The following is a 22,475-nucleotide window of genomic DNA, read 5'->3' as shown; positions in this document are numbered from 1 at the left end:
TGATCCATAAAAAGGAAATTTTTTACCCCCTAGGGGATAATGATATACATCCTAAGCCCTTAAGATCAAAACCTAAAAAAACAAACCCTAACACAATTATTCTTAGATCACGTTGTAACTATTTTTACACATTAATATGGACTTGACTGGAAAAAGTAAAAACACTGTCCTCATATGGCATGAATGAGGACAATGTTAACGGAAAAAGTAGAAACACTGTCCTCATAGGACGTGAATGAGGACAATGTTAGCGGGAAAAGTAGAAACATTGTCCTCATAGAACGTGAATGAAGACAATATTAGCCAAAAAAGAGAAACATTGTCCTCATAGGGCGTGAATGAGGACAATGTTAGCGGGAAAAGTAGAAACACTGTCCTCATAGGACGTGAATGAGGACAATGTTAACGAGAAAAGAGAAACATTGTCCTCATAGGACGTGAATGAGGACAATGTTAACGGAATAAGTAGAAACATTGTCCTCAAACAACAGCTTCCCATACATAATTATTCATGCTAACTTAACACTAACAAATAAAATCTCTTCCCAAAGAAAGGAGCACAAACGATGATCAACAACAATCACAACCTTCAAACGGTCACACTCGGCATGGGCTGATTCTGGGGTACTGATGCCCGGTTCGGGTATTTAAAAGGAGTCATCCACACAAGAGTAGGCTATGCAGGTGGTACAACTCCTGCACCTACCTACAAACAAATGGGAGATCATACCGAGTGCTTACAAATTGATTATGATCCTACGCAAATAACCTTTAATGAATTAGTCCGTCACTTTTGGAACTCCCACAATTCTAATAGAGGAAACTATAAGGGGAGACAATACTTATCGATATTTCTATACCAGGACATCGACCAAAAAGATGCTATAGAAAAAATTAAGACAGAGATCCAAACTAAAAACTCACAAATAATAGGTACAGAAATTTCACCACTTGACCATTTTGCACTTGCAGAAGAAAGACACCAGAAATATTACCTGAAAAGATATTCTAATGCTACCCAAAAACTAAGAGAGCACTTCCTTACTGAAGAGGCTTTTACAAATGCAACTTTGGTAGCGAGGTTAAACAGTTTTGTAAAAGGTTATGGTACTCTTTCTGCATTGAAAGAAGAGATCAGGCAGTGGGAAAGGGAAGACGCAGCCCAGTTAATTTCATTGGTGAATGCATTGAAATGGTAGGGGGATTTGCAAATTGCTTCATCTCTATCCACCATGATGAAGACACTTCCATCACGAAAGTCACCACAAGAATGTCTTCATTCAGTTTATGAAGACACTTTCATAACAAAATTCACCCAGAAATTGTCTTCACCCACCCAAGCTCACTCCCTTTCCTATTAAACAGCTCACCTACCATTACCAGCACTCCTCATCCTAAACAAAATGTATAGAAAAAGCTGGAAAACAAACACTAACCCTTAGCAGAAAACTAAGGGAGGACCACACTGAAAATGAAAACCACACGAATTATGACATCACTATTAATAACCGTCATTCTATGTTTCAGCCCGATTCTAACCTACGCCGATAGCCCAACCTATAAATCGCGCGCTGATATTCCAGCCGAATATAAATGGAACCTTCAAACTCTATATAAGAATGAAACGCAATGGAAACAGGATGTATATAAAGCTAAAAAATTGGCAGACCGTTTTGCCAAAAAAGAAGAAAAACTGGACAACGACAAGCAAATTTTAATTTTACTAGAGGATTATTTTGAGCTGTTTCGTTTGATGGAAAAAATCTTTGTCTACTCCCGTATCAATCTGGATGTGGATATCAGCAATACTTCCGCCCAGGCCTTATCTAATGAAGGTCAAAACATGATGATATACGTGGTGGAGCGGACGGCATGGTTTTCAAATAAATTACAGGAAATAGAAAAAGACGATTGGGAAAAGCTCATGAAAAGTCCGAAACTAACACCATATTACAATCACTTACAAGATACCTATGATGAAAAAATCCATTCCCTGCCTCCGGATATGGAAAAGATGCTAATAAAGACGATGCCAATTGTAAATGCACCTAGCGAGCTTTTTACGATGATGTCTAAAGACCTTGTCTTGCCGAGCTTTACGGTAAAGGATAAAGTGTATGAAATGTCGGCACCTTTATACTCTGTCTATATGTCGAGCAAAGACAGAGAAGTGAGGAAAGCTGCCTTCCAAACGTATTACCAGACACTTGGAAATTACCAGGATACCTTTGCTTCCATGCTCGCCAATGTTGTAAAGGCGAACAACTTTTTTGCTACAACGAGGAACTATCCCTCCTCATTAGTAGCTCATTTAGAGGGGAACGATATTGATCCGAAGGTTTACACACAATTGATTGACACTGTTGAAGAAGGTCTTCCCATATTCCACAGATACCTTAAATTGAAAGAGAAATATGTTGGCATCGAGGACTCTTTGCATATGTACGATTTGTCGGCACCTTCTCCTTATACAAAAGAGGATAAGATTCCATATGAGGAGGCAAAGGAAATAGTCATAAAGGGATTATCGCCAATAGGAGAGGCGTATGTTAAAACGCTATCAAAGGGACTTTCTTCCAATTGGGTGGATGTTTATAACACACCTGGTAAAGCAACAGGGGCTTATCAAATTGGTTCGTATGACTCCCATCCATTTGTATTATTGAATTATCAAGGACTTTCAAGCGACGTATTGACGCTGGCTCATGAGATGGGGCATGCGATGCATTCTTATTTTTCTAATGAAAGTCAACCGTATCAGGATGCAAGATATGTGACGTTTACAGCCGAGGTTTCCTCTACCTTGCAGGAGCATCTCCTTCATAAGCAATTAATGGATGAAGCAAAAACGAAGGAAGAAAAAATCCATGCTCTCTATCAATATTTAGAGGATTTTCGGGTAACGCTTTTCCGTCAGACGCAATTTGCGGAGTTTGAAAAGATTATCCATGAAATGGGGCAAAATGAAGAACCATTACACGCTGAAGCCATTAAAACAGTTTATTATGACCTTAATAAAAAGTATTATGGAACGAACATGGATGTGGATAAGGAGATTGCCATGGAATGGGCCAGAGTACCTCACTTTTTTCATTCAAGTTTCTATACGTACCAGTATGCAACAAGTTTTGCTGCATCAGCAGCACTTGCAGAGCAATTGGAAGAAGGAGGCACGGATGCGCAGAATAAGATTTTGAAAGAGCTATTTTCTTCAGGAGGCAGCCTACCCCCAATTGATATTTTGAAGCGGGCAGGAGTGGATATGAGTAAAAAAGAGCCGATCGAGGAATCGTTAAAACGGTTTGAAGAGCTCGTCAATGAATTTGAGGAGCTATTGCAATAATACCGATAAATAGTAAACAACTCCCTCCAATTTTCATGTATAGTAGTACTATGTGATATATTGAACAAACGGAAGTCGGGAGAGTTTTGTGTATGAGAAAATTTAAAATCGGATATCGAACAGCAAAGACGGCCCTCGGTACTGGGATAGCAATAAGTATTGCACAGTTATTTAACCTGGACTTTTACGCATCAGCTGGAATTATTGCAATCCTTTGTATCCAAAATACAGTAAGAAAGTCATGGAAAGTGGCAACTGCTCGCTTTATCGCATGTTCCTTAAGCCTTTTATTCGGCTTTGTGTTCTTTGAGCTTTTAGGTTACAATCCGGTTTCGATAGCACTTCTTTTGTTATTTTTTATACCTGTTACGGTGATGCTAAAAATAACAGAGGGTATAGCTACCAGTTCTGTCATACTTCTTCATGTGTATTCAGTGGAGGCTTATTCATTAGGACTTGTTATCAATGAACTTAGTATCATTTCCATCGGTATAGGGGTGGCTCTTATTATGAATACTTACATGCCAAGTGTTGATAAGGAATTGAAAAACTACCAGTTACAAGTGGAGGAGAACTTTCATAAGGTGTTTTCAGAGATAGCTCATTTTCTTCGTCACGGTGATCGAGGATGGGGTGGACAAGAAATACCAGAAACGAATAAGATATTAAAAGCAGCGAAAAGTTTGGCTTTTCGTGATGTGGAAAATCATTTCAGACGTGAGGAAAACCATCATTATTTTTATTTTAAAATGAGGGAAAAGCAGCTGGATGTCATGGAACGGATGCTTCCTATAGTAGCAACGATAGAACATAATGTGGAACAAGCGCATATGGTAGCAGATTTCATCGAAGACCTTGAGCATGCCATTCACGCAGGTAATACGGCTTACGTTTTCTTACAGCGCTTACGTGATATGCACGAAGCCTTTCAAGAAATGCCACTTCCACAATCGCGCGAAGAGTTTGAAACCAGAGCGGCTCTTCGTCATCTCTTAAAAGAATTTGAACAATATTTAATTCTCAAAAGTGATTTTATTGGATTGAAAACGAAGTAGTAACGAATGGAATGAACATCTTTCAACCACACTATACCTTAAAGGAAGGTGGATGAAAGGTGTTCATTTTTTCATTGATATTCGCATTGGTGACATCACCACTCTGGCCGCTTGGACCAAATCCTCTTCCAGGCGATCCATATATTATTGTTAATAAACAAACAAATCAACTTGCCTACTTTCAAGGAGAACAATTGAAAGAGGTCCATACCGTAGCCACCGGAAAGTCTAAAGAACTTACACCTGAAGGGGAGTTCACCATCATCGTAAAAGCAATTAACCCATACTATCGCAAAAAAGACATCGCTGGCGGCGACCCAAAGAATCCCCTTGGCACAAGATGGATTGGATTTGACGCAGAAGATACCGACGGCAGGACGTATGGAGTGCATGGAACGAACAATCCAAACTCCATAGGAGGATATGTGACACAAGGGTGTATTCGGTTGGAAAATAAAAATGTGGAAGCTTTGTTCGACAGGGTGCCTGTGGGGACGAAAATTTGGATCGTGAAGACAGAGAAAACTTTTGATGAGCTTGGGAAAGAGAAGGGTGTACTAAAATAGATATTTTATCACTAAACCGGACTTGGCGTTCGGTTTTTTCTTATACATTTGAAACTTTCTGTAAAACTCAGCGTATAATTATTGATAATATATTTCAGGGTTTAACAATAGAGGGGTGTTGGTATGACTTTTGTATGGTTAATGTTAACAATTGCAGTTGCACTGATTTTTATTGATGTCGTAGTAAGAAAGTTACTGGGGATAAAACGTGCGAAGCTTACTGATCCAAGAGGGAAGAAGATAGATTTGCTCGGAAGGATTCTTTGTGTCATTTTAGCATTTGTATTGTATCCGGCCTTTATTGAAACAGAAGTACTAGAAATGAATTATCTCTTTATTATTTTCTTTACTGTTCTATTTTGCTTTCAGGCAATCATTCAAGTTATATTTATTAAGGAATCTAAAGAATATATCATTACATTGCTTATGAATGTTGTGTTTGTAGTTTTTCTGTTTAATATTGACTTCTTCTTAAAGCTTTACAGCTAATAAAAAACGAGCCAGAATATCTGGCTCGTTTTTTATCTGCCAATCTATTAAAAAAACATGGAAGCTCCTGCTAATAGTGTCGTAATAAGCATAACGCCAATCATTAAATATACGACAACCTTTTGGAATTTGCGGTTCATCATTTGGGTTCATTCACTCCCTACCTATTCTACTATCCCTATTTTACATGGATTTCAATTCTTTCTCAAGTTAGGATTCTAGACGAAAAAGGAAGGAATTTTGCACAAAAAGTCGAATTGTTATAGAGTCATAGTAAGAGGACATACAACGAGGGGGATTGGCATGATTAGAAATGTAAATCATATTGGGATTGCTGTAAGCTCCATTGAGACAGCGCTTCCATTTTATACAGAGACTTTGGGATTGACCTTTGAAGCCGTGGAACATGTAGCGGAGCAAAGGGTAAGAGTGGCATTTATTGATGCAGGAAACTGCAAGCTGGAGTTATTGGAACCAACCTCTCCGGAGAGTCCGGTAGCAAAGTTTATCGAAAAGCGTGGGGAAGGAATTCACCATGTAGCCTTAAGTGTAGAATCTATAGAAGATAGAATTCAAGAAATGATGGAAAAGGGAATTCCGATGATTGACAAGCAATCCCGAATTGGGGCAGGGGGAGCAAATATCGCCTTCATGCATCCAAAAGCAAGCAATGGCGTACTAGTAGAATTCTGCGAAAAGGCGGCGAAACAACATGACAATTGATATCTATGAAAAAATAAACGAGCTTTATGACAAACGTCGTGAAGTAGAACTTGGCGGTGGAGACGACCGTATTGACAAGCAACATGAAAAAGGGAAATTAACTGCAAGAGAGCGAATTGAACTTCTCGTAGACGAAGGGACTTTTGTAGAGTTAAATCCATTTATCGAACACCGTTGTAATGACTTTGGCTTGCAGGGGAAAAAAGGTCCTGGAGATGGCGTTGTCACTGGTTATGGAAAAGTGAATGGAAAACCAATCTATTTATTTTCACAAGATTTCACTGTATTTGGCGGAGCACTTGGAGAAATGCATGCCAAGAAAATTGCAAATGTCATGGATATGGCAGCGAAAAATGGTGCACCGATTGTCGGCTTGAATGATTCGGGTGGTGCCCGCATTCAAGAGGGGGTTCTTTCGTTAGATGGATATGGGCATATTTTTTACAGAAACTCGATCTATTCTGGAGTAATACCTCAGATTTCAGTCATTATGGGACCGTGTGCAGGTGGGGCTGTCTATTCTCCGGCTATTACTGATTTCGTCTTCATGGTGGAAAAGACGAGTCAAATGTTTATCACCGGACCAAAGGTAATAGAAACGGTAACAGGGGAAAAAATTAGTTCAGAAGGCCTTGGCGGTGCCAAAGTACATAATGCCATCAGTGGAAATGCCCACTTCTCTAGTTCATCAGAGGAAGAAGTACTGGCACAGGTGCGGAATCTGCTAAGTTACCTTCCGCAAAACAATGAACAAAAGCCGGAAAGAATTTCTTGTGAACAAGGTGATGACTACCGTCCGGATTTAGCGGACGCTATCCCGTTTGATGCAATCAGACCTTATGATGTTCGAATTGTCATTAACCAGGTAGTGGATGAAGGGTCGTTTATGGAAGTTCATAAGGATTTTGCCAAAAATATCGTAGTTGGTCTGGCAAGACTGAAGGGTGAAGTAGTTGGACTCGTTTGTAATCAGCCAAAAGTGATGGCAGGCGGACTTGATATTGATTCTTCTGATAAAGCATCCAGATTTATTCGATTCTGCGATTCCTTCAATATTCCGCTCATTACGTTTGAGGATGTTACAGGATTCTTCCCTGGTGTTAAACAAGAACACGGAGGAATCATTCGTCATGGTGCTAAGATCCTTTATGCTTATTCAGAAGCGACTGTGCCAAAACTGACCGTTATTTTACGTAAAGCATACGGTGGAGCATATGTAGCCCTAAACAGTAAATCTATTGGCGCTGATCTTGTATTTGCTTGGCCAAATGCAGAGATTGCAGTAATGGGGCCTCAAGGTGCAGCAAACATCATCTTTGCACGTGAAATTAATGAAAGCGACAATCCCGAAGAGACACGCGCCCAGAAAATTGAAGAATACCGTGAAAAGTTTGCTAATCCTTATGTAGCGGCCAGTCAAGGGATGGTAGATGATGTAATCGATCCTAGAGAAACAAGGATTAAATTGATTCAATCATTAGAAATGCTTCGCAATAAAAAGGAAACAAGACCATATAAAAAACACGGGAACATCCCTCTATAACTTCATAAGGCGAGATAGTAGGATGGAAATACCTACTATCTTTTTTATATGATGATGGCTCAACAAGGAAAAAATAGTTTTAATAGGTTATAATAGGATGGGATTTAAAAAGTAGTAGGAGGAACATACATATGATTAACAGAGACAGACTTGTCGAAGAATTTTTAGAGCTTGTCCAAGTGGACTCAGAAACAAAATTTGAAGCAGAGATTTGCAAGGTGTTAAAAGAGAAATTCTCTACACTTGGTGTCCAAGTAGTGGAAGATGATACCATGAATGTTACTGGCCATGGTGCAGGAAACCTAATCTGTACACTTGAAGGCACAAAAGATGGTGTGGATACCATTTATTTTACCTCACATATGGACACAGTAGTTCCTGGTAAGGGAATTAAGCCATCCATTAAAGACGGCTATATTGTGACAGACGGTACGACTATCCTTGGAGCAGATGATAAAGCAGGTCTTGCTGCTATGCTTGAAGCTGTAAAAGTACTAAAAGAAAATAACATCGAACACGGTAAAATTGAGTTCATCATTACAGTCGGTGAAGAATCCGGTCTTGTAGGAGCAAAAGCTCTAGATCCAGCTTTGGTCACAGCGAAATTCGGTTTTGCCCTTGATAGCGATGGTACAGTTGGGAACATCATCGTAGCAGCGCCAACACAAGCAAAAGTAAAAGCAACGATATATGGCAAAACGGCTCATGCTGGAGTTGCACCTGAAAAAGGAGTTTCTGCGATTACAATTGCTGCAAAATCCATTGCCAAAATGCCATTAGGCCGTATTGATGAAGAAACGACTGCGAACATCGGCCGTTTTGAAGGTGGAGGTCCAACAAATATCGTGTGCGACCGTGTGGATATTTTAGCAGAAGCACGTTCTTTAGTTCCTGAAAAAATGGAAGCGCAAGTGGCAAAAATGAAGGATGCATTTGAGAGTGTTGCAGCAGACATGGGTGGCCGAGCGGAAGTAACGGTAGACGTTATGTACCCAGGTTTCAAATTCGCTGATGGCGATCATGTGGTGGAAGTGGCGAAGCGTGCGGTTACTGAAATCGGAAGAACGCCTGAACTACAACGTAGCGGCGGAGGCAGCGATGCAAATGTTATCGCAGGCTTTGGCGTTCCAACAGTCAACCTTGCAGTTGGATATGAAGAAATTCATACAACAAATGAAAGAATGCCAATTGAAGAATTAATTAAAACCACAGAATTGGTTGTAAGTATTATGAAGGAAGTAGCAAAATAAAATGGGAAAGCTTGGCGAATTTGCCGAGCTTTTTTTAATACCTTGTTTTATAATGGAGAAAAAGGGAGAATAGGAGAAAAGTCATGGAATCCCAAAAACTAGTGATTTTTGAAGCGAAGGAAGAAGAGTATGGAATACCAGTGGAATATGTGGTGTCCATCGAAAAGCTTGATACCGTTACAGCTTTACCTGAAATGGAAGCTTATTTAAAAGGACTTATGAAAGTAAGGGGACAACTAATACCAGTTCTTGACATGAAGTATATATTATTTACTGACCCAATTGAAGTGAAGGATAAAACACGTTTAATTGTAGTGCAAACATCGGAAATTTCTGTAGGATTATTAGTAGAAGATGCAAAGGAAATACTGGATGTGAAGAACGAGGCTATCAAGGATTTAAATGTGTTAGCGTTACATTCCTCTCCGTATATAAGTGGGATGGTGAACCTTGAAAAGCGGTTGATTGCAATTATTGATCCAAATAAATTAGTAGGAAGCCTTGAAAAAGTCGACGATATTAAGGATGCCGTAGATGCTTCTACTATGTAGGCTCTAATCATCAATAAATTTATATAAAATAAGACCACCTGCTTTTTTTAGCGGGTGGTCTTGTTGTGTATTATTGAGCTTTTGTTACTAGTTCTACTTCAATATTTCCTCTTGTAGCTTTAGAATAAGGGCACACATCATGTGCTTGTTTAACAAGCTCCTCTGCTTCCTCTTGTGTAACCCCATTAATACTTACATTTAACACGGCCGCCAATTTAAAGCCACCATCCGTATCTTTTCCAATAGAAACCTCTGCAATTACTTCTGATTCAATTTTTTGGCGCGCCTGTCGTGCAACAAGGTTTAGTGCACTGTCAAAACAAGCGGAATAGCCTGCTGCAAATAGTTGTTCTGGATTAGTTGCACCTTCTTTTTCTGTTCCGCCTAATGATTTTGGCATTGCAAGTGCAAGATCTAAAGTCCCATCATCACTTTTAATTTTTCCTGCTCTACCTCCGAAAGCTGTTACTTTTGCCGTATATAATGCATCCATGTAAAATCCACTCCTTTAAATTGTTTAAAATTATATTGTGCAAAATTTAATTCTCCACTATCATATCGCGCATTAATTATTTAGTCAACTAATAAGTTGTGTAAAAGGAATTTGTGTATAAGGAAAGTGAGATGTACAATAGTAGTATTGAGATTTAAAGGAGATATATGTATGGAAAGCAACTTAAAACTAGATAATCAACTTTGCTTTAAAATTTACTCTGCCGAAAAAAAAATGATGAAATTATATAGGTCGTACTTAGATGAGTTGGGAATAACGTATTCTCAGTATCTGGTACTATTGGTGTTGTGGGAAAAAGATGCCATATCTGTTAAGGAGTTAGGTGAAAAGCTAATTCTGGACTCTGGTACTTTAACTCCAATGCTAAAGCGTATGGAAACCAATCAATTAATTACAAGAAGTCGCTCCAAAAAAGATGAACGAAGTGTTGTGATAACTCTTACCCCGAAAGGAAAGGGCTTAAACAAACAGGTAGAGTGTATCCCAAACAAGTTTCTTGAAAAAGTATCATTAGATACTGATGAACTAAAAGCATTAAGCGAACTTCTGACAAAGCTGGTTGTTAATTAAAATAGGCAGAGAAGTTTAGGGTGGTTTGAATGAATGGAAAAACAACAAAGGGACATCGGATAATCTTCCATGTAGATATGAATAGCTTTTACGCATCTGTTGAAATGGCATATGACCCATTGCTCAGGGGAAAGCCTGTAGCAATTGCGGGAAATGTAGAAGAACGAAGAGGGATCATCGTCACATGTAGCTATGAAGCAAGAGCATTTGGTGTAAAAACAACAATGCCTCTATGGGAGGCAAGACAAAAATGTCCTCAACTTATTGTGCGAAAACCAAACTTTGATAGGTACAGAAAAAGTTCCCAAGCCATGTTTGATTTGTTAAGAGAGTATACAGATCTGGTTGAACCTGTCTCTATTGATGAAGGTTACATAGATGTCACAGATTATTCTGGACATTTAACGCCCTTACAAATAGCAGAAGAAATCCAAACGAGGTTACACAAAGAACTATTATTGCCTTGTAGCATAGGAATTGCCCCAAATAAATTTTTGGCCAAGATGGCTTCAGATATGAAAAAACCGATGGGGATTACTATTCTAAGGAAAAGAGAAATCGAGAAAATTCTTTGGCCTATGAATGTGGGGGAAATGCATGGTGTCGGGTCCAAGACGGCAGAAAAATTAAAAACAATCAATATTACTACAGTGGGAGAATTGGCTAAAGGCAATGATTATCAACTAAAACATCTGCTTGGTATTAATGGAGAGAGACTAAAAAAGAGAGCAAATGGTGAGGATGCCCGCCCAGTTGATCCAGATAGTGTTTCTGAGTTCAAAAGCATTGGAAACTCCACTACTTTACCAAAAGATATAGACGATGAACGTATGTTAGAAAAGACCATTGAAAAGCTCGCTTCTTCTGTCAGTGCAAGAATGAAGCGGAAATCAGTGCTCAGCCATAACATTCAGCTTATGATAAGGTATGGTATTCACCATACGGTGACAAGGAGCCGAAAACTTTCTAACCCAGTAGAAGGAGAAAATGATATCAAAGAAGCGGCTATGTTTTTGCTTAGAAAGCATTGGGATGGGGAGCCTGTACGCTTATTAGGTGTAACTGCTCAAGAACTTGTGGAAAAGGATGATTCCTTTAAACAGTTGGACCTTTTTACGTTTCAAGAAGATGCCAAAAAAGAGCCGTTGCATAAAACCCTTCAGGATCTAGAAGATAAATTTGGGAAGGGAATTATTAAAAGGGGTATTAAGAATAAGAATACTGCGGATGCGGGCTCAAAGGCTAAAATAACGACTAGTTTTCAAAAGGATTTTCTAGAATAAGCAATTTTTGATCTGTAGACCAATTTGGTTTACAGGTTTTTTAATACTAAAAAAATGATTAATAATCTGTCCAACTATCCTATATATATAAGGGGAGGAGGATTGCAACTATGAGGAGAATGCGTCGGACTTCCCTATTGAAAAGTGGGCCACTGCCAATAAAGTACGTGTTTTTAATTACATTTATATTGTTTAATATTTTGACGGTTTTTAGTTTGATTATCATCAATAAAAACCTGGAACCAAGTTTAAGGAGTATAGCGGAAACGAAAGCTCGTCAGATTGCAACGCAAGCTATTAATGATGCCGTATCGAAGAAGATTGCAAACAGTTTAAATCCGGAGGAGTTAATCATCGTACTGAATGAAGGAACAGATCATGTGGCATTTAGTACGAATCACAAAGTGGTCAACACAGTCATTTCAGAAACTACATTACGAGTTCAAAGGTATTTGGACTTCTTAGAAGAAGGCAATCTGGAAGGAATGGAATCCTATAAAAATGATTTGAACATAGATTACGAAGAATCGAAAAAGCAGAATGGGATTGTGTATAAGGTTCCGTTGGGGATGGCAACGAAAACGACCCTTTTTTCCAATCTCGGACCCAAAATACCTGTACGGTTTGAGATACTGGGTGATGTCATCTCGAATGTGGAGACAAAAGTAATTGAAACAGGAATAAATAATACAGTGATAGAGGTCTATGTGAATGTGAGTGTGAAGATGAATATTATCATTCCGTTGGTAGAACAGCCAATGGAGATAAATAACTCTGTTAAAATTGGAGATTTAGTGATTCCAGGGAAAGTACCGATGTATTATCATGAAAGTGGAAGCGGTGGTGGAGGGGTAGCACCAGTTATTATCCCTGAGATTCCAGTAGAAGAACAAAAGAATAATAACTGACTAACCTGGTCCTGTGATGTTTGATTGCAGGGCTTTTTTTACTTTTGCTGGCTTTTTTAAGTAGTCAACGACATCTTCTTTACAAACATCTACAACGGAGCTGATGATATCCAAGTCATTAGTAACATTATAATGAATCAATCTTTTTGCAATTTCGAGCGCAGTTTCCTTGGATACAGAAGAATCAGGATTCATGATGAGTCTCTTCGTAGTTATTGATCACATTCTTCATACCAGGGATTGCAATTAAACTAAGGGAAGTCATTAAGCTCAGCATAAACATAGGGGCGTTGCTTGTCTTGTCTGTCATCATCACATAGAAAAGAATGGCAAAACCGGAAACAGCCAAAAGTTTCAAAATAACATAGAAAGATTGTTGGATTAATTTCATTAGAATCACCTCATAAGTTTTTAGAACATTTGTTCTGTTTTCATTATAATCGAACAAACGTTCTAAAAGCAAGCGATTTATTAAAAAAAAATAACACCGAGAAGTGTTATTTCAAAAAAGAATGATCTAATAGCATAGAAAGCTCTGTTAATCCTGAGACAGTATAGGTTGCTTCACTTTCTTTAAAGAGGTCAAAAGGATCGATACAAATCGTACTGCAACCTAATAGTGCGGCAGGAAGAATTTCATTTATATAGTTATCACCCACGCTCAATATTTGGTTGTAAGGAACATGGTGTTGTTCAGATATGTAAGAGAGACGATCTACTGTATGTACCGGTTTATTGGCCTCATAAATTTTATCATGGAAGTAAGAAGTGAACCCGAGTTTTTTCAATATGACATCGCTGTCTGTCTGTGGGCTATTTGTCATAAGAATTAACGTGTATTTTTTATGAAGTTTCTCTAAAACACTAGCGAACTCTGCTAATGGTTCTAACACGAAATCATCTGTCATCATATGTTCTCTTGTTTGAAGAAATGCCGAATATGCTTCCTCGCTGCTTAATCCGTAGTGTTTAGCAATGGAAACCGGTACCCACCAAAGATCCCCGATACTGAGCATATCAAACAGGTCAAATTGAAGAGTGTCAGGGTAGTAAGAAGTGAGTTCTGTTTGTGATACTTCCACTCCATCCCAAGTCCAGCCTCTAGATACATTCCCATCATTGTGTGCCAGAATTAAATCTTTATTAGCATCATACACTCTACCCATTTTAAGCGTATGTGTACCTGTTTCAATAGCTTTATAGTCTTCTTCAAATTTAGGCTGTACTTCCGCAGGCAATTTGTTTTTGAGAAGATCGGCATAATATTGAAAGTGGTGTGTGTCCTCATAAAGCGTACCGTCGAGGTCAAATACGATTGTAGAAATGTTATCCATAGCATCCATTCTCCTTTTTCCGTGATATTATCATTGTACTATATTCATGGATAGTATTATGGAAATTTTCATTTTTGAGTATAATGAAACAAGAGGAGCGGATGAAGATGAAACTAACTTTTTTAGGTACAGGTTCTGGTGTTCCTGCAAAGCACCGAAATGTATCTTCGCTGGCATTACATATAGATGATAAAGAGGGTTCTGTGTGGCTCTTTGATTGTGGGGAAGCAACACAGCACCAAATTTTACATACATCATTAAAACCAAGAAAGATCACCAAGATTTTTATCACACACTTACACGGAGATCATATATTCGGCTTGCCTGGATTGTTAAGCAGCCGTTCTTTTCAAGGTGGGGAAACACCGTTGACGGTTTACGGGCCGGTAGGGATAAAAGAGTATATAGAAACCTCTTTGAGAGTGAGTATGACACATGTGAAGTATCCATTATTTTTTGAAGAGTTTGAAGAAGAGGGATTACTTTTGGAAGAAGCGGATTTCAACATAAAAGGGAAAAAACTTGTCCATGGAATTCCTTCTTTTGGCTTTCGGATTGTTCAGAAAGACTTACCAGGTGCATTATTAATGGACAAAGTTAAGCAAAGTAAGATTCCATCTGGCCCACACCTCCAAGACCTTAAAGAGGGAAAAAGCGTCACCCTTTCTGACGGCAGAATAGTAGAAGGAAAAGATTATATCGGTCCTCCTAAAAAAGGGAAGGTGATCACTATACTTGGGGATACAAGGTACACTCCTGTTTCTGTTGAGCTAGCGGAAGCTGCGGATGTTCTAATTCATGAAGCAACTTTTGCAGCAAAGGACGAATTGCTTGCAAAGGAGTATTTTCATTCCACTACTGTACAGGCGGCACAGGTTGCCAAGGATGCAGGAGCGAAACAATTGCTCTTAACGCACATAAGTGCGAGGTACCAGCAAGAGGATGTTCTCACATTAATGGAAGAGGCAAAAGAGATATTTTCTAACACGGTAGTGGTAAACGATTTTGATGTAATTGCGATAAAATAAAATAATTATGGGGTAGGACGATTACTTTTGAGGTAATCGTCCTCTTTTTGTATATTTGTTACATTTTCATTACGAATGTTACAAAAGTGAAGAGCGAGTGGCTACTACATCATTAGCTAGAATGATTTTAGATGGGGTGGAACATTATTTTGTGCGTCCATACCTTATACATCAATTAGTGGAATTAGAATGTAAATAGGGGGATTAGAATTGCGTTAGATAGAGATTTAATAGGGAATAACGGATTCCAATTTTATCTATTTCATCCAACTTTAAAAGGGGTGTAACAATTTATAGATTGGTTATTGGTACAATATTACATATAAGGTGAGGGGGAGATAAGATGGCTCAAGAAATAATTAATAATGAAGATCTTTACGAAATGTTAGACGGACTTTTACGAGAACCGGAGGCTTTTTGGAATAACTTTTATAAGGATAGAAACAAGGAAATCCCATTCTTTAAAGTGAATGGTCCGGATGAAAATTTAGTTTCTTATCTGGAGAACGGTCTGTTACCTAAGCGAGTATTAGAGATAGGATGTGGACCGGGGAGGAATGCAATATATTTAGCAAAAATGGGTTGTATAGTAGATGCTATTGATATCTCAGAAAGTGCATTGAATTGGGCCAGAGAAAGGGCTTTTTCTGAAAAAGTGGATATCAACTTTCACCATGCTTCCCTTTTTGACTACAAATTTGAACTCAACACTTATGATTTTGTTTATGACAGTGGCATGTTCCATCACCTTGCTCCACATCGCAGATTGAGCTATGTAGAAACAATTAAAAAAGCTCTTAAAAAAGATGGTCACTTCGGTCTGGTTTGCTTTAATACTAAAGCGGCTGCAAAAACTGCGGACTGGGATGTTTATAAACAAGGAAGTATGAACGGAGGTATTGGGTATTCGGAAGAGCGACTGAAGCGTATTTTATCTAAGGATTTTAAAATAATTGAATTCAGAGAAATGATAAAAGATCCGGAAGTGAATGATATTTTTGGGGAGGATTTTCTATGGACAAGTTTGATGCAAGTTAAATAGAAATACTGAAAAAAGCATTATGATTTGAGAACCTGAAACTAATTGAGCTTTCGTACGTAAATAGATTATGAGAGTTTAATTAAAGGGGGATTTATCTTGTTTACAGATCTAAACCAAGAGTTATTAGAAGTGAAAGACAACCTGCGTAAGAAAGCAAAGTACGAAGAGCATATTGAAAGACTGGATACATATTTGACAGAAGAAAAGCGTAAAAAAGATCAGCTGGAGTCGCTTTTAGAAAAAGAAGAAGGCGATGTTGCACGTCTTGAAGGCTTTTCACTGACGAGTGTTTTCTATTCGATGATTGGCAAAAAGCTAGAGAAACTTGACCAAGAACAGAAAGAAGCTTTAGCTGCCAAACTAAAATATACCGAAGCTGTTGAAACGATACAGGATGTAGAACGGGAGCTAGGTGAGTTTCAAGCGTTGCTTACAACAGTTGCAAATGCTCCAATTAAATATGAAAAGATTATCCGCGAAAAGGAAAAGCTTATTCACGACTCTCACTCTGTATGGAGTGTGAAATTATTTGAATTAGCGGATAGAGAAGCAGACCTGCAATCGAATTTAAATGAATACAATGAAGCGATTGATGCCGGCCAATTGGCATTGCATGCTTTGGAGGGGGCGCTGTCTTCCTTAGATTCTGCAAAAGGGTGGTCCACATTTGATATGTTCGGCGGCGGAATGGTCTCTACTGCAATGAAGCATAGCCGTTTGGATGAAGCAAAAAAACATATTCATCAGGCACAAAATAAGTTGAGAGTGTTCCAAGATGAGTTACTTGATATCAAGCATCATTTTGACTCTACGATTGAAGTGGGCGGAATGCTCACTTTTGCTGATTACTTCTTTGACGGGCTGATTGTCGATTGGATGGTCCACGGGAAAATCACAGAAAGCTATGACCAGACATCTCAAATAATCGGAAGAGTTTCCAGGCTGCTTGGAAGCTTAAAAGGCCAACGAAGTCAAATGGAAGAAGAGTTGCTTTCAATTAAAGAAGAAAAGAAAAACCTGCTAGAGTCATCAAAATAAAAGAAAGCGGCCACTCACGAAGAGTGGCCGTTTCTATTACCAAGATCGGTCATATTGTTTTGGAGAATCAATCTCAACACCAAGTTCTTTTGCCGCTGTTCTTGGCCAGTAAGGGTCACGCAGTAGTTCTCTTGCAACAAAAATTAAGTCTGAACGATTGTTTCGTAAAATTTCTTCTGCCTGCAACCCGGAAGTGATCAGTCCTACAGCACCAGTATCAATGTCTGCACCGGACTTGATCGTTTCTGCAAAACCAACCTGGTAGCCAGGGTACACATCAATGGCTGCCGGCACCACTGCACCTGAGCTGACATCGACCAGGTCTACTCCTTGCTCCTTCATCCATTGTGCATATGTGACATAGTCTTCTGCCGTTAATCCTTCAGGGTGATAGTCATTCGCAGATACACGAACAAATAATGGGCCATCCCATACATCATTTACGCCATCAATGATGTCACGAAGGAAGCGGTAGCGATTTTCTGTACTTCCACCGTATTCGTCTTTACGTTTGTTCGTAAGGGGTGATAAGAATTCATTGATTAAATATCCATGAGCACCGTGAAGTTCAATAATATCAAATCCTGCTTCCTTGGAACGTTTGGCGCCTTCCACAAATGCAGCGATCGTTTCTTTTATATCTTCTGTAGACATTTCCACAGGGGTTTTCATTTTTTCGTTAAATGCCAAAGCAGTTGGTGCATAGATGTCGCCGTCTACCATTGCTTTTCTGCCGGCATGAGCAAGCTGGATGGCAGTTTTGGAGCCATGGACCTTGATTTGTCTATTTAATTCTTGAAAGCCTTGAATATGTTCGTCGTTCCAAATTCCAAGGTCTTGTGGAGAAATGCGTCCTTGTGGTTGGACCGCTGTTGCTTCTACCATAATTAGCCCTACTTGACCGACTGCACGGGATACATAGTGAGTCATATGCCAATCTTGAACATGCCCGTCCTCATTATGACTGGAATACATACACATCGGAGACATGACAATTCGATTTTTTAGTGTGACGCCTTTTACTGTATATGGGGAAAATAATGCTGAATTCATAAGTAACTCCTCCTATATATTTCGAGTTCCTAAAATATTATATCAAACGTTTTTGTTCCCACCAAAAGATAGGTGTTCATTTTCTAAAATTAGTAGTATGATAGGAGCAAAATATTACTAACTAGAGGAGGATGGGAGATGCACTGGCAAACGAAAGAGCAGTTAACAAATCTACTCGTATCCCTTGTCCAGCACGGAAGTGTGACATTATCTGGGGAAGAGAAGCGCTTGGCTTCTTTTATTTATTATCAATTGAATCATCTAGATTATTTCCAAGAGAATCCTGGTAATCTGGAGCTTCATCGTATGGAGGATGGGCGTTCTTTTGTAACCGCTTTAGTGAAGCAATCGGAAAAGAAAGAAACGATTGCGCTTGTCAGTCATTTTGATGTAGTTGGGGTGGAGGATTATGGATTCTTAAAAGACTTGGCCTTTCAACCGGTTGAGCTCACTCGGGAACTAGAGAACAATGCGGATGCACTTCCTGCTGAAGCAAAGGAGCATCTTTTATCAGGAGGTTGGTTGTTTGGCAGAGGGGTCATGGATATGAAAGCGGGACTGGCTCTTCAAATGTCTCTTCTAGAAAAAGCGATTGACGAGAATTGGGATATAAACCTGCTTTTATTGGCAGTCCCAGATGAAGAGGTGAACTCTCAAGGTATGCTTCAGGCTTTACCTGCTTTGGGTGATCTGGCATCTAAGCATAATTTACAATATAAAGCTTGCGTTAATTCGGAACCAATGTTTCAAAAATACCCAGGTGACAACAACCTTTATCTTTATACTGGCGCAATAGGGAAATTATTGCCGGGCTTTTTCTGCTACGGAAAAGAAACGCATGTAGGTGAACCGTTGGCAGGCCTTAATGCTAACTTGATGGTTTCAGAGATTCAAAAATTAATGGAGTGGAATACAGATCTGTGTGAGCAGGTAGGTGCGGAAGTCACACCACCTCCTACTAGCTTGATACAAAAGGATTTAAAAATGGAATATTCCGTGCAGATTCCACACACTGCGGTGACGTTATACAATGTCCTTTTTATGGAAAAGACACTAACGGATTGGGAGGCAGATTTCCTTCGAATTGCAAAACAGGCGGCAAAGAATATCAATGAATTTTGCAAAGGAAAAGCTGACCAGTTTAAGCGGTTTACTTCTTTTACCGAAATGCCTGTAGACGTGGCGGTATATACCTATGAAGAAATTCTGGAAAAGGCAAAAGCCATCCATGGGGATCAGGAAATGGATATAAGAATTTCTTCGGTGATAGTATCCAATTTGCATTTAGACGAAAGGGAGCAGTCCATAAAAGTTGTAGAAGAAGTAGCATCGCTCTGTAAAGATTTAGGGCCAATGATCATATTGTTCTTTGCACCTCCATACTATCCAGCGGTGGCAACGGACAATCAGGAGCTACTGGATTCTGCACGTAGATTCATTCAGAAGTGGAAAGTGGATGCGAATGTTGAATTTAATGAGCAGCGCTATTTTTCAGGTTTATGTGATTTGAGTTTCATAGGAAAAGGGGACTTTTCGGCAAAAGACCGTCTACCATTCAATATTCCGGTATACGGGGCGACATACTCCTTACCATTTGCAGAGATGGAAGCATTGCAGATGCCGGTGTTCAACTTAGGGCCAGTAGGGAAGGACCCTCATCAATGGACGGAAAGGCTAAATGTTAAGTTTTCTTTTGAAGAGTTTCCGCCGATCTTGGCTGATTTTGTGAAGAATTTATAAAGGTGTTTATCACTTATTTAGATATTGCATGAGCTGTTAATTTCCGTTCCAGGCGCTTCGTTTTCCTGCGGGTGGACCCGAGAGCCTCCTTAGGCTCTCGCCTTCCGGGGTCTACCTTGTCCCTTCCTCCCGCGGGAGTTTGCACGCCTTCCACTACGAACAACTAAGTTTCTGGATGTTTAGTGAAAATAATCGGACTACTGAGGACATTAGGTAATTTAAGCGTTCTTACAATTTGATTAAAGTTGTTCTAAATTCTTATCTACAGAGAAAGTAGAACTTTGGCTCAATGTGGTTTTAAAGAGTGCTGTCACCCTTTCAGATGATCGTTTTAAGCTATCAACAGTAATTTCTCCTGCAAATGTTGATAGGTATAATTTTGTAAATGAAGGATCCAACGTTTCATACGCTTTAAACTGATGAAGTTTTTTATCCTCATTTAATATTTGTACGATTAAGGTGTAGTCTCTCATTTTCTCAAGCATTTTTGATGCATAGATTAAGTTTTTCCTCTTTAATTCCTTCTTCAAAGCTAAAGTACAATAAAAAAACTCAAATACTATATCAAAATCGATATTATACTTTACAGGTTTGCTTATAAAATGTTCATTTTCTTTATTCATCGTCTCAGTAACGAAACCAGATTTATCTACAATTACTTTCCATAAAGGAGATTTAACCGAGAGAAATTCCCTCGGAACAATTGAGGCATTAAATTCGAGTTTGTTTTCCAGAATTGCAATAACAAGAAAGATGTCTTTACTAAATTGTTTTTCTTTAATGCAAATCGGATTATAGGAACGAAGAGTGGTAAGAACAAAATCTCTTGTTTCTGCTGCATCTTTAATTAGTTGTGTAGAAATCATTAAATCAATATCTGAATGTTCATCTTTATATCCATTTACCCCTGAGCCTAATTGAATAACACCTTCTACCAGTTTGCAAGATTCAAGTTCTTTAATGGTTTTCTCAAAATAATTGTTTCTTTCTTCACAAGTAAACATATTTATCACTCCTAGTTTGAAAGAGTATTCTAGACGTTTATTTGGGTTTATTTTAGCACAATTTTACAGTTTGGTTGGATAATTATGTTAAAATAAATATAAATAAATTGACGGGAGTTTGATCCGCATGACATCTATTCAAGTAACTTGGGGCGATTCAATCGTTCAATTAACCTGGGAAAAGCAATCTCAACTTCCCCCAAGAAATCTGATAACTAGCGCTCATGGTTATTGCTTTTATCAGAATAAGCTGATGCTTGTCTACCTCAGAGATAGAGGATGGGATTTTCCTGGTGGACATATTGAACTCAATGAAACCCCAGAAATATGTTTTCAAAGGGAAGTAATGGAGGAGGGGTATGTGGAAGGAGATTGCCGCTTGCTTGGTTCCATTGTGGTCGATCATCATGATAATCCGAACTGGAACGAGGAAAGTCTTTATCCGAAAGTAGGGTATCAGGTTTTTTATAGAATGGATATCACGAAGTTTCATACCTTCAGGGCAGAGTACGAATCAATGGAAAGAATTTTTATTGAACCTACCGATATACCAATCTACTTTAGTGATTACAATATTGTCTATCAAGCCATTTTAGAGGACAGTGTAAATATAGGGCGTGTACCAAATGTAACTGATATCAAACAAAATAGGTAGTCCACTGTATTTGCAAAGATTATAGGTTTGGTAATGTATTAATTATTGTGGTATGAATTTTGTTTTGAATAAAATGGGAGGCTGACAAATTGACTTTTATTTTGCCTGGATGGGTGCAGATAGTATTAAATCTTGCAACCTTTCTCATTGTTCTTTTTTTATTCCGTTCACTTAACGGTATCCTAACGAAAAAGGTCGAGGCGAAGTGGTTGGAGCGATTGATTTCTTTAGGGCTTAGTGTGGTTGCAATTATGTCCATCTTTGCTCTTTATATTTCTTATTATTCATTTAGTGTAATGAACAATGACCTTGTTATTACAGGTGAGGGTGAGGTCAAGCGTGTTGGAGAAAAGGATGAATGGCTCTTAACAACAGATGATGAGTTGTTCGTCTTCAGTAATGACCCTTTGTTCATAATGGAAGAGTATCGTTTCGAAACAATAGACCATGAATCGATAAGATTTAACTTGCAGTATACATCTAAAGAATATGAGGTTGAAGCGCTACAGAGGATGGCTGTGAAATTTGCTGATGTGATACGAGAAGAGCGGCCAAAAGGGCTTCCTTTGTACCTCTCTTTCTACAGCTACTATGATGAAGTAATGAAAGAAGAATGGCAGAAGAGATTAAGTGCCGAGATGAGGAAGTATAGCAAAAGTGAATTATCAACTGAGAAGTTGCAATTGATTGTAGACGAAGTTTTTGTGAGTATCGCTGAATTTGAGCATATGATGTTCGAAGTCGAAGTTTTAGACTAAATTTATCAGCACTTAGAAGCAACCTCTC

At 38.8% G+C, this 22,475-nt stretch carries 24 protein-coding genes and 1 pseudogene; 18 read left to right on the top strand and 7 right to left on the bottom strand.

Annotation, left to right across the window (positions count from 1 at the left end):
- Window positions 1-629 precede the first annotated feature (629 nt).
- The 5 genes and pseudogenes from AAV98_RS15510 to AAV98_RS15490 all read left to right on the top strand — a co-directional run.
- Window positions 630-1,199, top strand: a pseudogene (locus AAV98_RS15510) (peptide-methionine (S)-S-oxide reductase MsrA); the annotation flags it as partial.
- Between the two features lie 272 nt (window positions 1,200-1,471).
- Window positions 1,472-3,343 (top strand): oligoendopeptidase F, encoded by a 1,872-nt coding sequence (gene pepF, locus AAV98_RS15505; protein ID WP_231687757.1) that lies wholly within the window; start codon window positions 1,472-1,474, stop codon window positions 3,341-3,343.
- A gap of 92 nt (window positions 3,344-3,435) precedes the next feature.
- Window positions 3,436-4,398, top strand: coding sequence for an aromatic acid exporter family protein (locus tag AAV98_RS15500; RefSeq protein WP_060666453.1), 963 nt, complete (start codon window positions 3,436-3,438; stop codon window positions 4,396-4,398).
- A gap of 59 nt (window positions 4,399-4,457) precedes the next feature.
- Window positions 4,458-4,964, top strand: coding sequence for a L,D-transpeptidase (locus AAV98_RS15495; protein ID WP_060666452.1), 507 nt, complete (start codon window positions 4,458-4,460; stop codon window positions 4,962-4,964).
- Between the two features lie 123 nt (window positions 4,965-5,087).
- Entirely contained in the window at window positions 5,088-5,453 is a 366-nt protein-coding gene (locus tag AAV98_RS15490; RefSeq protein WP_060666451.1) for a DUF4181 domain-containing protein, read from the top strand.
- A gap of 47 nt (window positions 5,454-5,500) precedes the next feature.
- Here the strand turns inward: AAV98_RS15490 and prli42 are convergent, their stop codons facing one another.
- Complete coding sequence (prli42, locus tag AAV98_RS20350) at window positions 5,501-5,596, bottom strand: stressosome-associated protein Prli42 (protein WP_010194162.1); 96 nt, start codon at window positions 5,594-5,596, stop codon at window positions 5,501-5,503.
- 160 nt (window positions 5,597-5,756) lie between these two features.
- Here prli42 and mce point away from each other — a divergent pair, with 160 nt between their 5' ends.
- From mce to AAV98_RS15470, 4 genes are all read left to right on the top strand, one after another.
- A complete protein-coding gene (gene mce / locus AAV98_RS15485; RefSeq protein WP_060666450.1) occupies window positions 5,757-6,176 on the top strand; it encodes a methylmalonyl-CoA epimerase in 420 nt (139 codons plus the stop codon).
- The gene (locus AAV98_RS15480) at window positions 6,166-7,719 is read left to right on the top strand and encodes an acyl-CoA carboxylase subunit beta (protein WP_231687756.1); all 1,554 of its coding nucleotides are present in this window, start codon (window positions 6,166-6,168) and stop codon (window positions 7,717-7,719) included. The genes mce and AAV98_RS15480 overlap by 11 nt, the downstream gene beginning before the upstream one ends.
- A 131-nt stretch (window positions 7,720-7,850) precedes the next feature.
- The gene (locus AAV98_RS15475) at window positions 7,851-8,969 is read left to right on the top strand and encodes a tripeptidase T (protein ID WP_060666449.1); all 1,119 of its coding nucleotides are present in this window, start codon (window positions 7,851-7,853) and stop codon (window positions 8,967-8,969) included.
- 83 nt (window positions 8,970-9,052) lie between these two features.
- Complete coding sequence (locus AAV98_RS15470) at window positions 9,053-9,520, top strand: chemotaxis protein CheW (protein WP_060666448.1); 468 nt, start codon at window positions 9,053-9,055, stop codon at window positions 9,518-9,520.
- A 70-nt stretch (window positions 9,521-9,590) separates the two neighbouring features.
- On the opposite strand, the gene AAV98_RS15465 is transcribed toward AAV98_RS15470, so the two are convergent.
- The gene (locus AAV98_RS15465) at window positions 9,591-10,013 is read right to left on the bottom strand and encodes an organic hydroperoxide resistance protein (RefSeq protein ID WP_060666447.1); all 423 of its coding nucleotides are present in this window, start codon (window positions 10,011-10,013) and stop codon (window positions 9,591-9,593) included.
- 171 nt (window positions 10,014-10,184) lie between these two features.
- On the opposite strand from AAV98_RS15465, the gene AAV98_RS15460 reads away from it, so the two are divergent.
- From AAV98_RS15460 to yunB, 3 genes are all read left to right on the top strand, one after another.
- A complete protein-coding gene (locus tag AAV98_RS15460; RefSeq protein ID WP_060666446.1) occupies window positions 10,185-10,604 on the top strand; it encodes a MarR family winged helix-turn-helix transcriptional regulator in 420 nt (139 codons plus the stop codon).
- Window positions 10,605-10,633: 29 nt separating this feature from the next.
- Entirely contained in the window at window positions 10,634-11,887 is a 1,254-nt protein-coding gene (locus AAV98_RS15455) for a DNA polymerase IV (protein WP_060666445.1), read from the top strand.
- 110 nt (window positions 11,888-11,997) lie between these two features.
- A complete protein-coding gene (yunB, locus tag AAV98_RS15450) occupies window positions 11,998-12,795 on the top strand; it encodes a sporulation protein YunB (RefSeq protein ID WP_060666444.1) in 798 nt (265 codons plus the stop codon).
- Here yunB and AAV98_RS15445 read toward each other — a convergent pair whose 3' ends face one another.
- The 3 genes from AAV98_RS15445 to AAV98_RS15435 all read right to left on the bottom strand — a co-directional run bounded on the left by AAV98_RS15445 (window position 12,796) and on the right by AAV98_RS15435 (window position 14,129).
- Entirely contained in the window at window positions 12,796-12,990 is a 195-nt protein-coding gene (locus AAV98_RS15445) for a hypothetical protein (protein ID WP_060666443.1), read from the bottom strand.
- Window positions 12,980-13,186 (bottom strand): hypothetical protein, encoded by a 207-nt coding sequence (locus tag AAV98_RS15440; protein WP_060666442.1) that lies wholly within the window; start codon window positions 13,184-13,186, stop codon window positions 12,980-12,982. Before AAV98_RS15440 ends, AAV98_RS15445 begins: the two co-directional genes overlap by 11 nt.
- A gap of 106 nt (window positions 13,187-13,292) precedes the next feature.
- The gene (locus tag AAV98_RS15435; RefSeq protein ID WP_060666441.1) at window positions 13,293-14,129 is read right to left on the bottom strand and encodes an HAD family hydrolase; all 837 of its coding nucleotides are present in this window, start codon (window positions 14,127-14,129) and stop codon (window positions 13,293-13,295) included.
- Between the two features lie 107 nt (window positions 14,130-14,236).
- Between AAV98_RS15435 and rnz the strand changes: the two genes are divergently transcribed.
- The 3 genes from rnz (at window position 14,237) to AAV98_RS15420 (ending at window position 17,237) form a co-directional block, all read left to right on the top strand.
- On the top strand, window positions 14,237-15,157 hold the full coding sequence (gene rnz / locus AAV98_RS15430; RefSeq protein WP_060666459.1) for a ribonuclease Z: 921 nt from the start codon (window positions 14,237-14,239) through the stop codon (window positions 15,155-15,157).
- A gap of 343 nt (window positions 15,158-15,500) precedes the next feature.
- Window positions 15,501-16,199: a class I SAM-dependent methyltransferase gene (locus AAV98_RS15425; protein ID WP_060666440.1), complete on the top strand. Its 699-nt coding sequence runs from the start codon at window positions 15,501-15,503 to the stop codon at window positions 16,197-16,199.
- Between the two features lie 96 nt (window positions 16,200-16,295).
- Entirely contained in the window at window positions 16,296-17,237 is a 942-nt protein-coding gene (locus AAV98_RS15420; RefSeq protein ID WP_060666439.1) for a hypothetical protein, read from the top strand.
- Window positions 17,238-17,273: 36 nt separating this feature from the next.
- On the opposite strand, the gene namA is transcribed toward AAV98_RS15420, so the two are convergent.
- The gene (namA, locus tag AAV98_RS15415) at window positions 17,274-18,290 is read right to left on the bottom strand and encodes an NADPH dehydrogenase NamA (protein WP_060666438.1); all 1,017 of its coding nucleotides are present in this window, start codon (window positions 18,288-18,290) and stop codon (window positions 17,274-17,276) included.
- Window positions 18,291-18,428: 138 nt separating this feature from the next.
- Between namA and AAV98_RS15410 the strand changes: the two genes are divergently transcribed.
- Window positions 18,429-20,030 carry a M20/M25/M40 family metallo-hydrolase gene (locus AAV98_RS15410; RefSeq protein WP_060666437.1) on the top strand — a complete coding sequence of 534 codons (1,602 nt, stop codon included), beginning with the start codon at window positions 18,429-18,431 and terminating at the stop codon, window positions 20,028-20,030.
- A gap of 239 nt (window positions 20,031-20,269) precedes the next feature.
- Here the strand turns inward: AAV98_RS15410 and AAV98_RS15405 are convergent, their stop codons facing one another.
- The gene (locus AAV98_RS15405; protein WP_060666436.1) at window positions 20,270-21,034 is read right to left on the bottom strand and encodes an aminoglycoside 6-adenylyltransferase; all 765 of its coding nucleotides are present in this window, start codon (window positions 21,032-21,034) and stop codon (window positions 20,270-20,272) included.
- A gap of 127 nt (window positions 21,035-21,161) precedes the next feature.
- Between AAV98_RS15405 and AAV98_RS15400 the strand changes: the two genes are divergently transcribed.
- Both AAV98_RS15400 and AAV98_RS15395 read left to right on the top strand, forming a co-directional pair.
- Complete coding sequence (locus AAV98_RS15400; protein WP_060666435.1) at window positions 21,162-21,689, top strand: NUDIX hydrolase; 528 nt, start codon at window positions 21,162-21,164, stop codon at window positions 21,687-21,689.
- 89 nt (window positions 21,690-21,778) lie between these two features.
- Window positions 21,779-22,447 (top strand): hypothetical protein, encoded by a 669-nt coding sequence (locus tag AAV98_RS15395; RefSeq protein ID WP_060666434.1) that lies wholly within the window; start codon window positions 21,779-21,781, stop codon window positions 22,445-22,447.
- Window positions 22,448-22,475 lie beyond the last annotated feature (28 nt).

Origin of the sequence: Bacillus sp. CHD6a (genome assembly GCF_001293645.1) — a bacterium.
Classification (GTDB): Bacteria; Bacillota; Bacilli; order Bacillales; family Bacillaceae_I; genus Sutcliffiella_A.
This window is presented reverse-complemented; position numbering and strand designations above follow the sequence as displayed.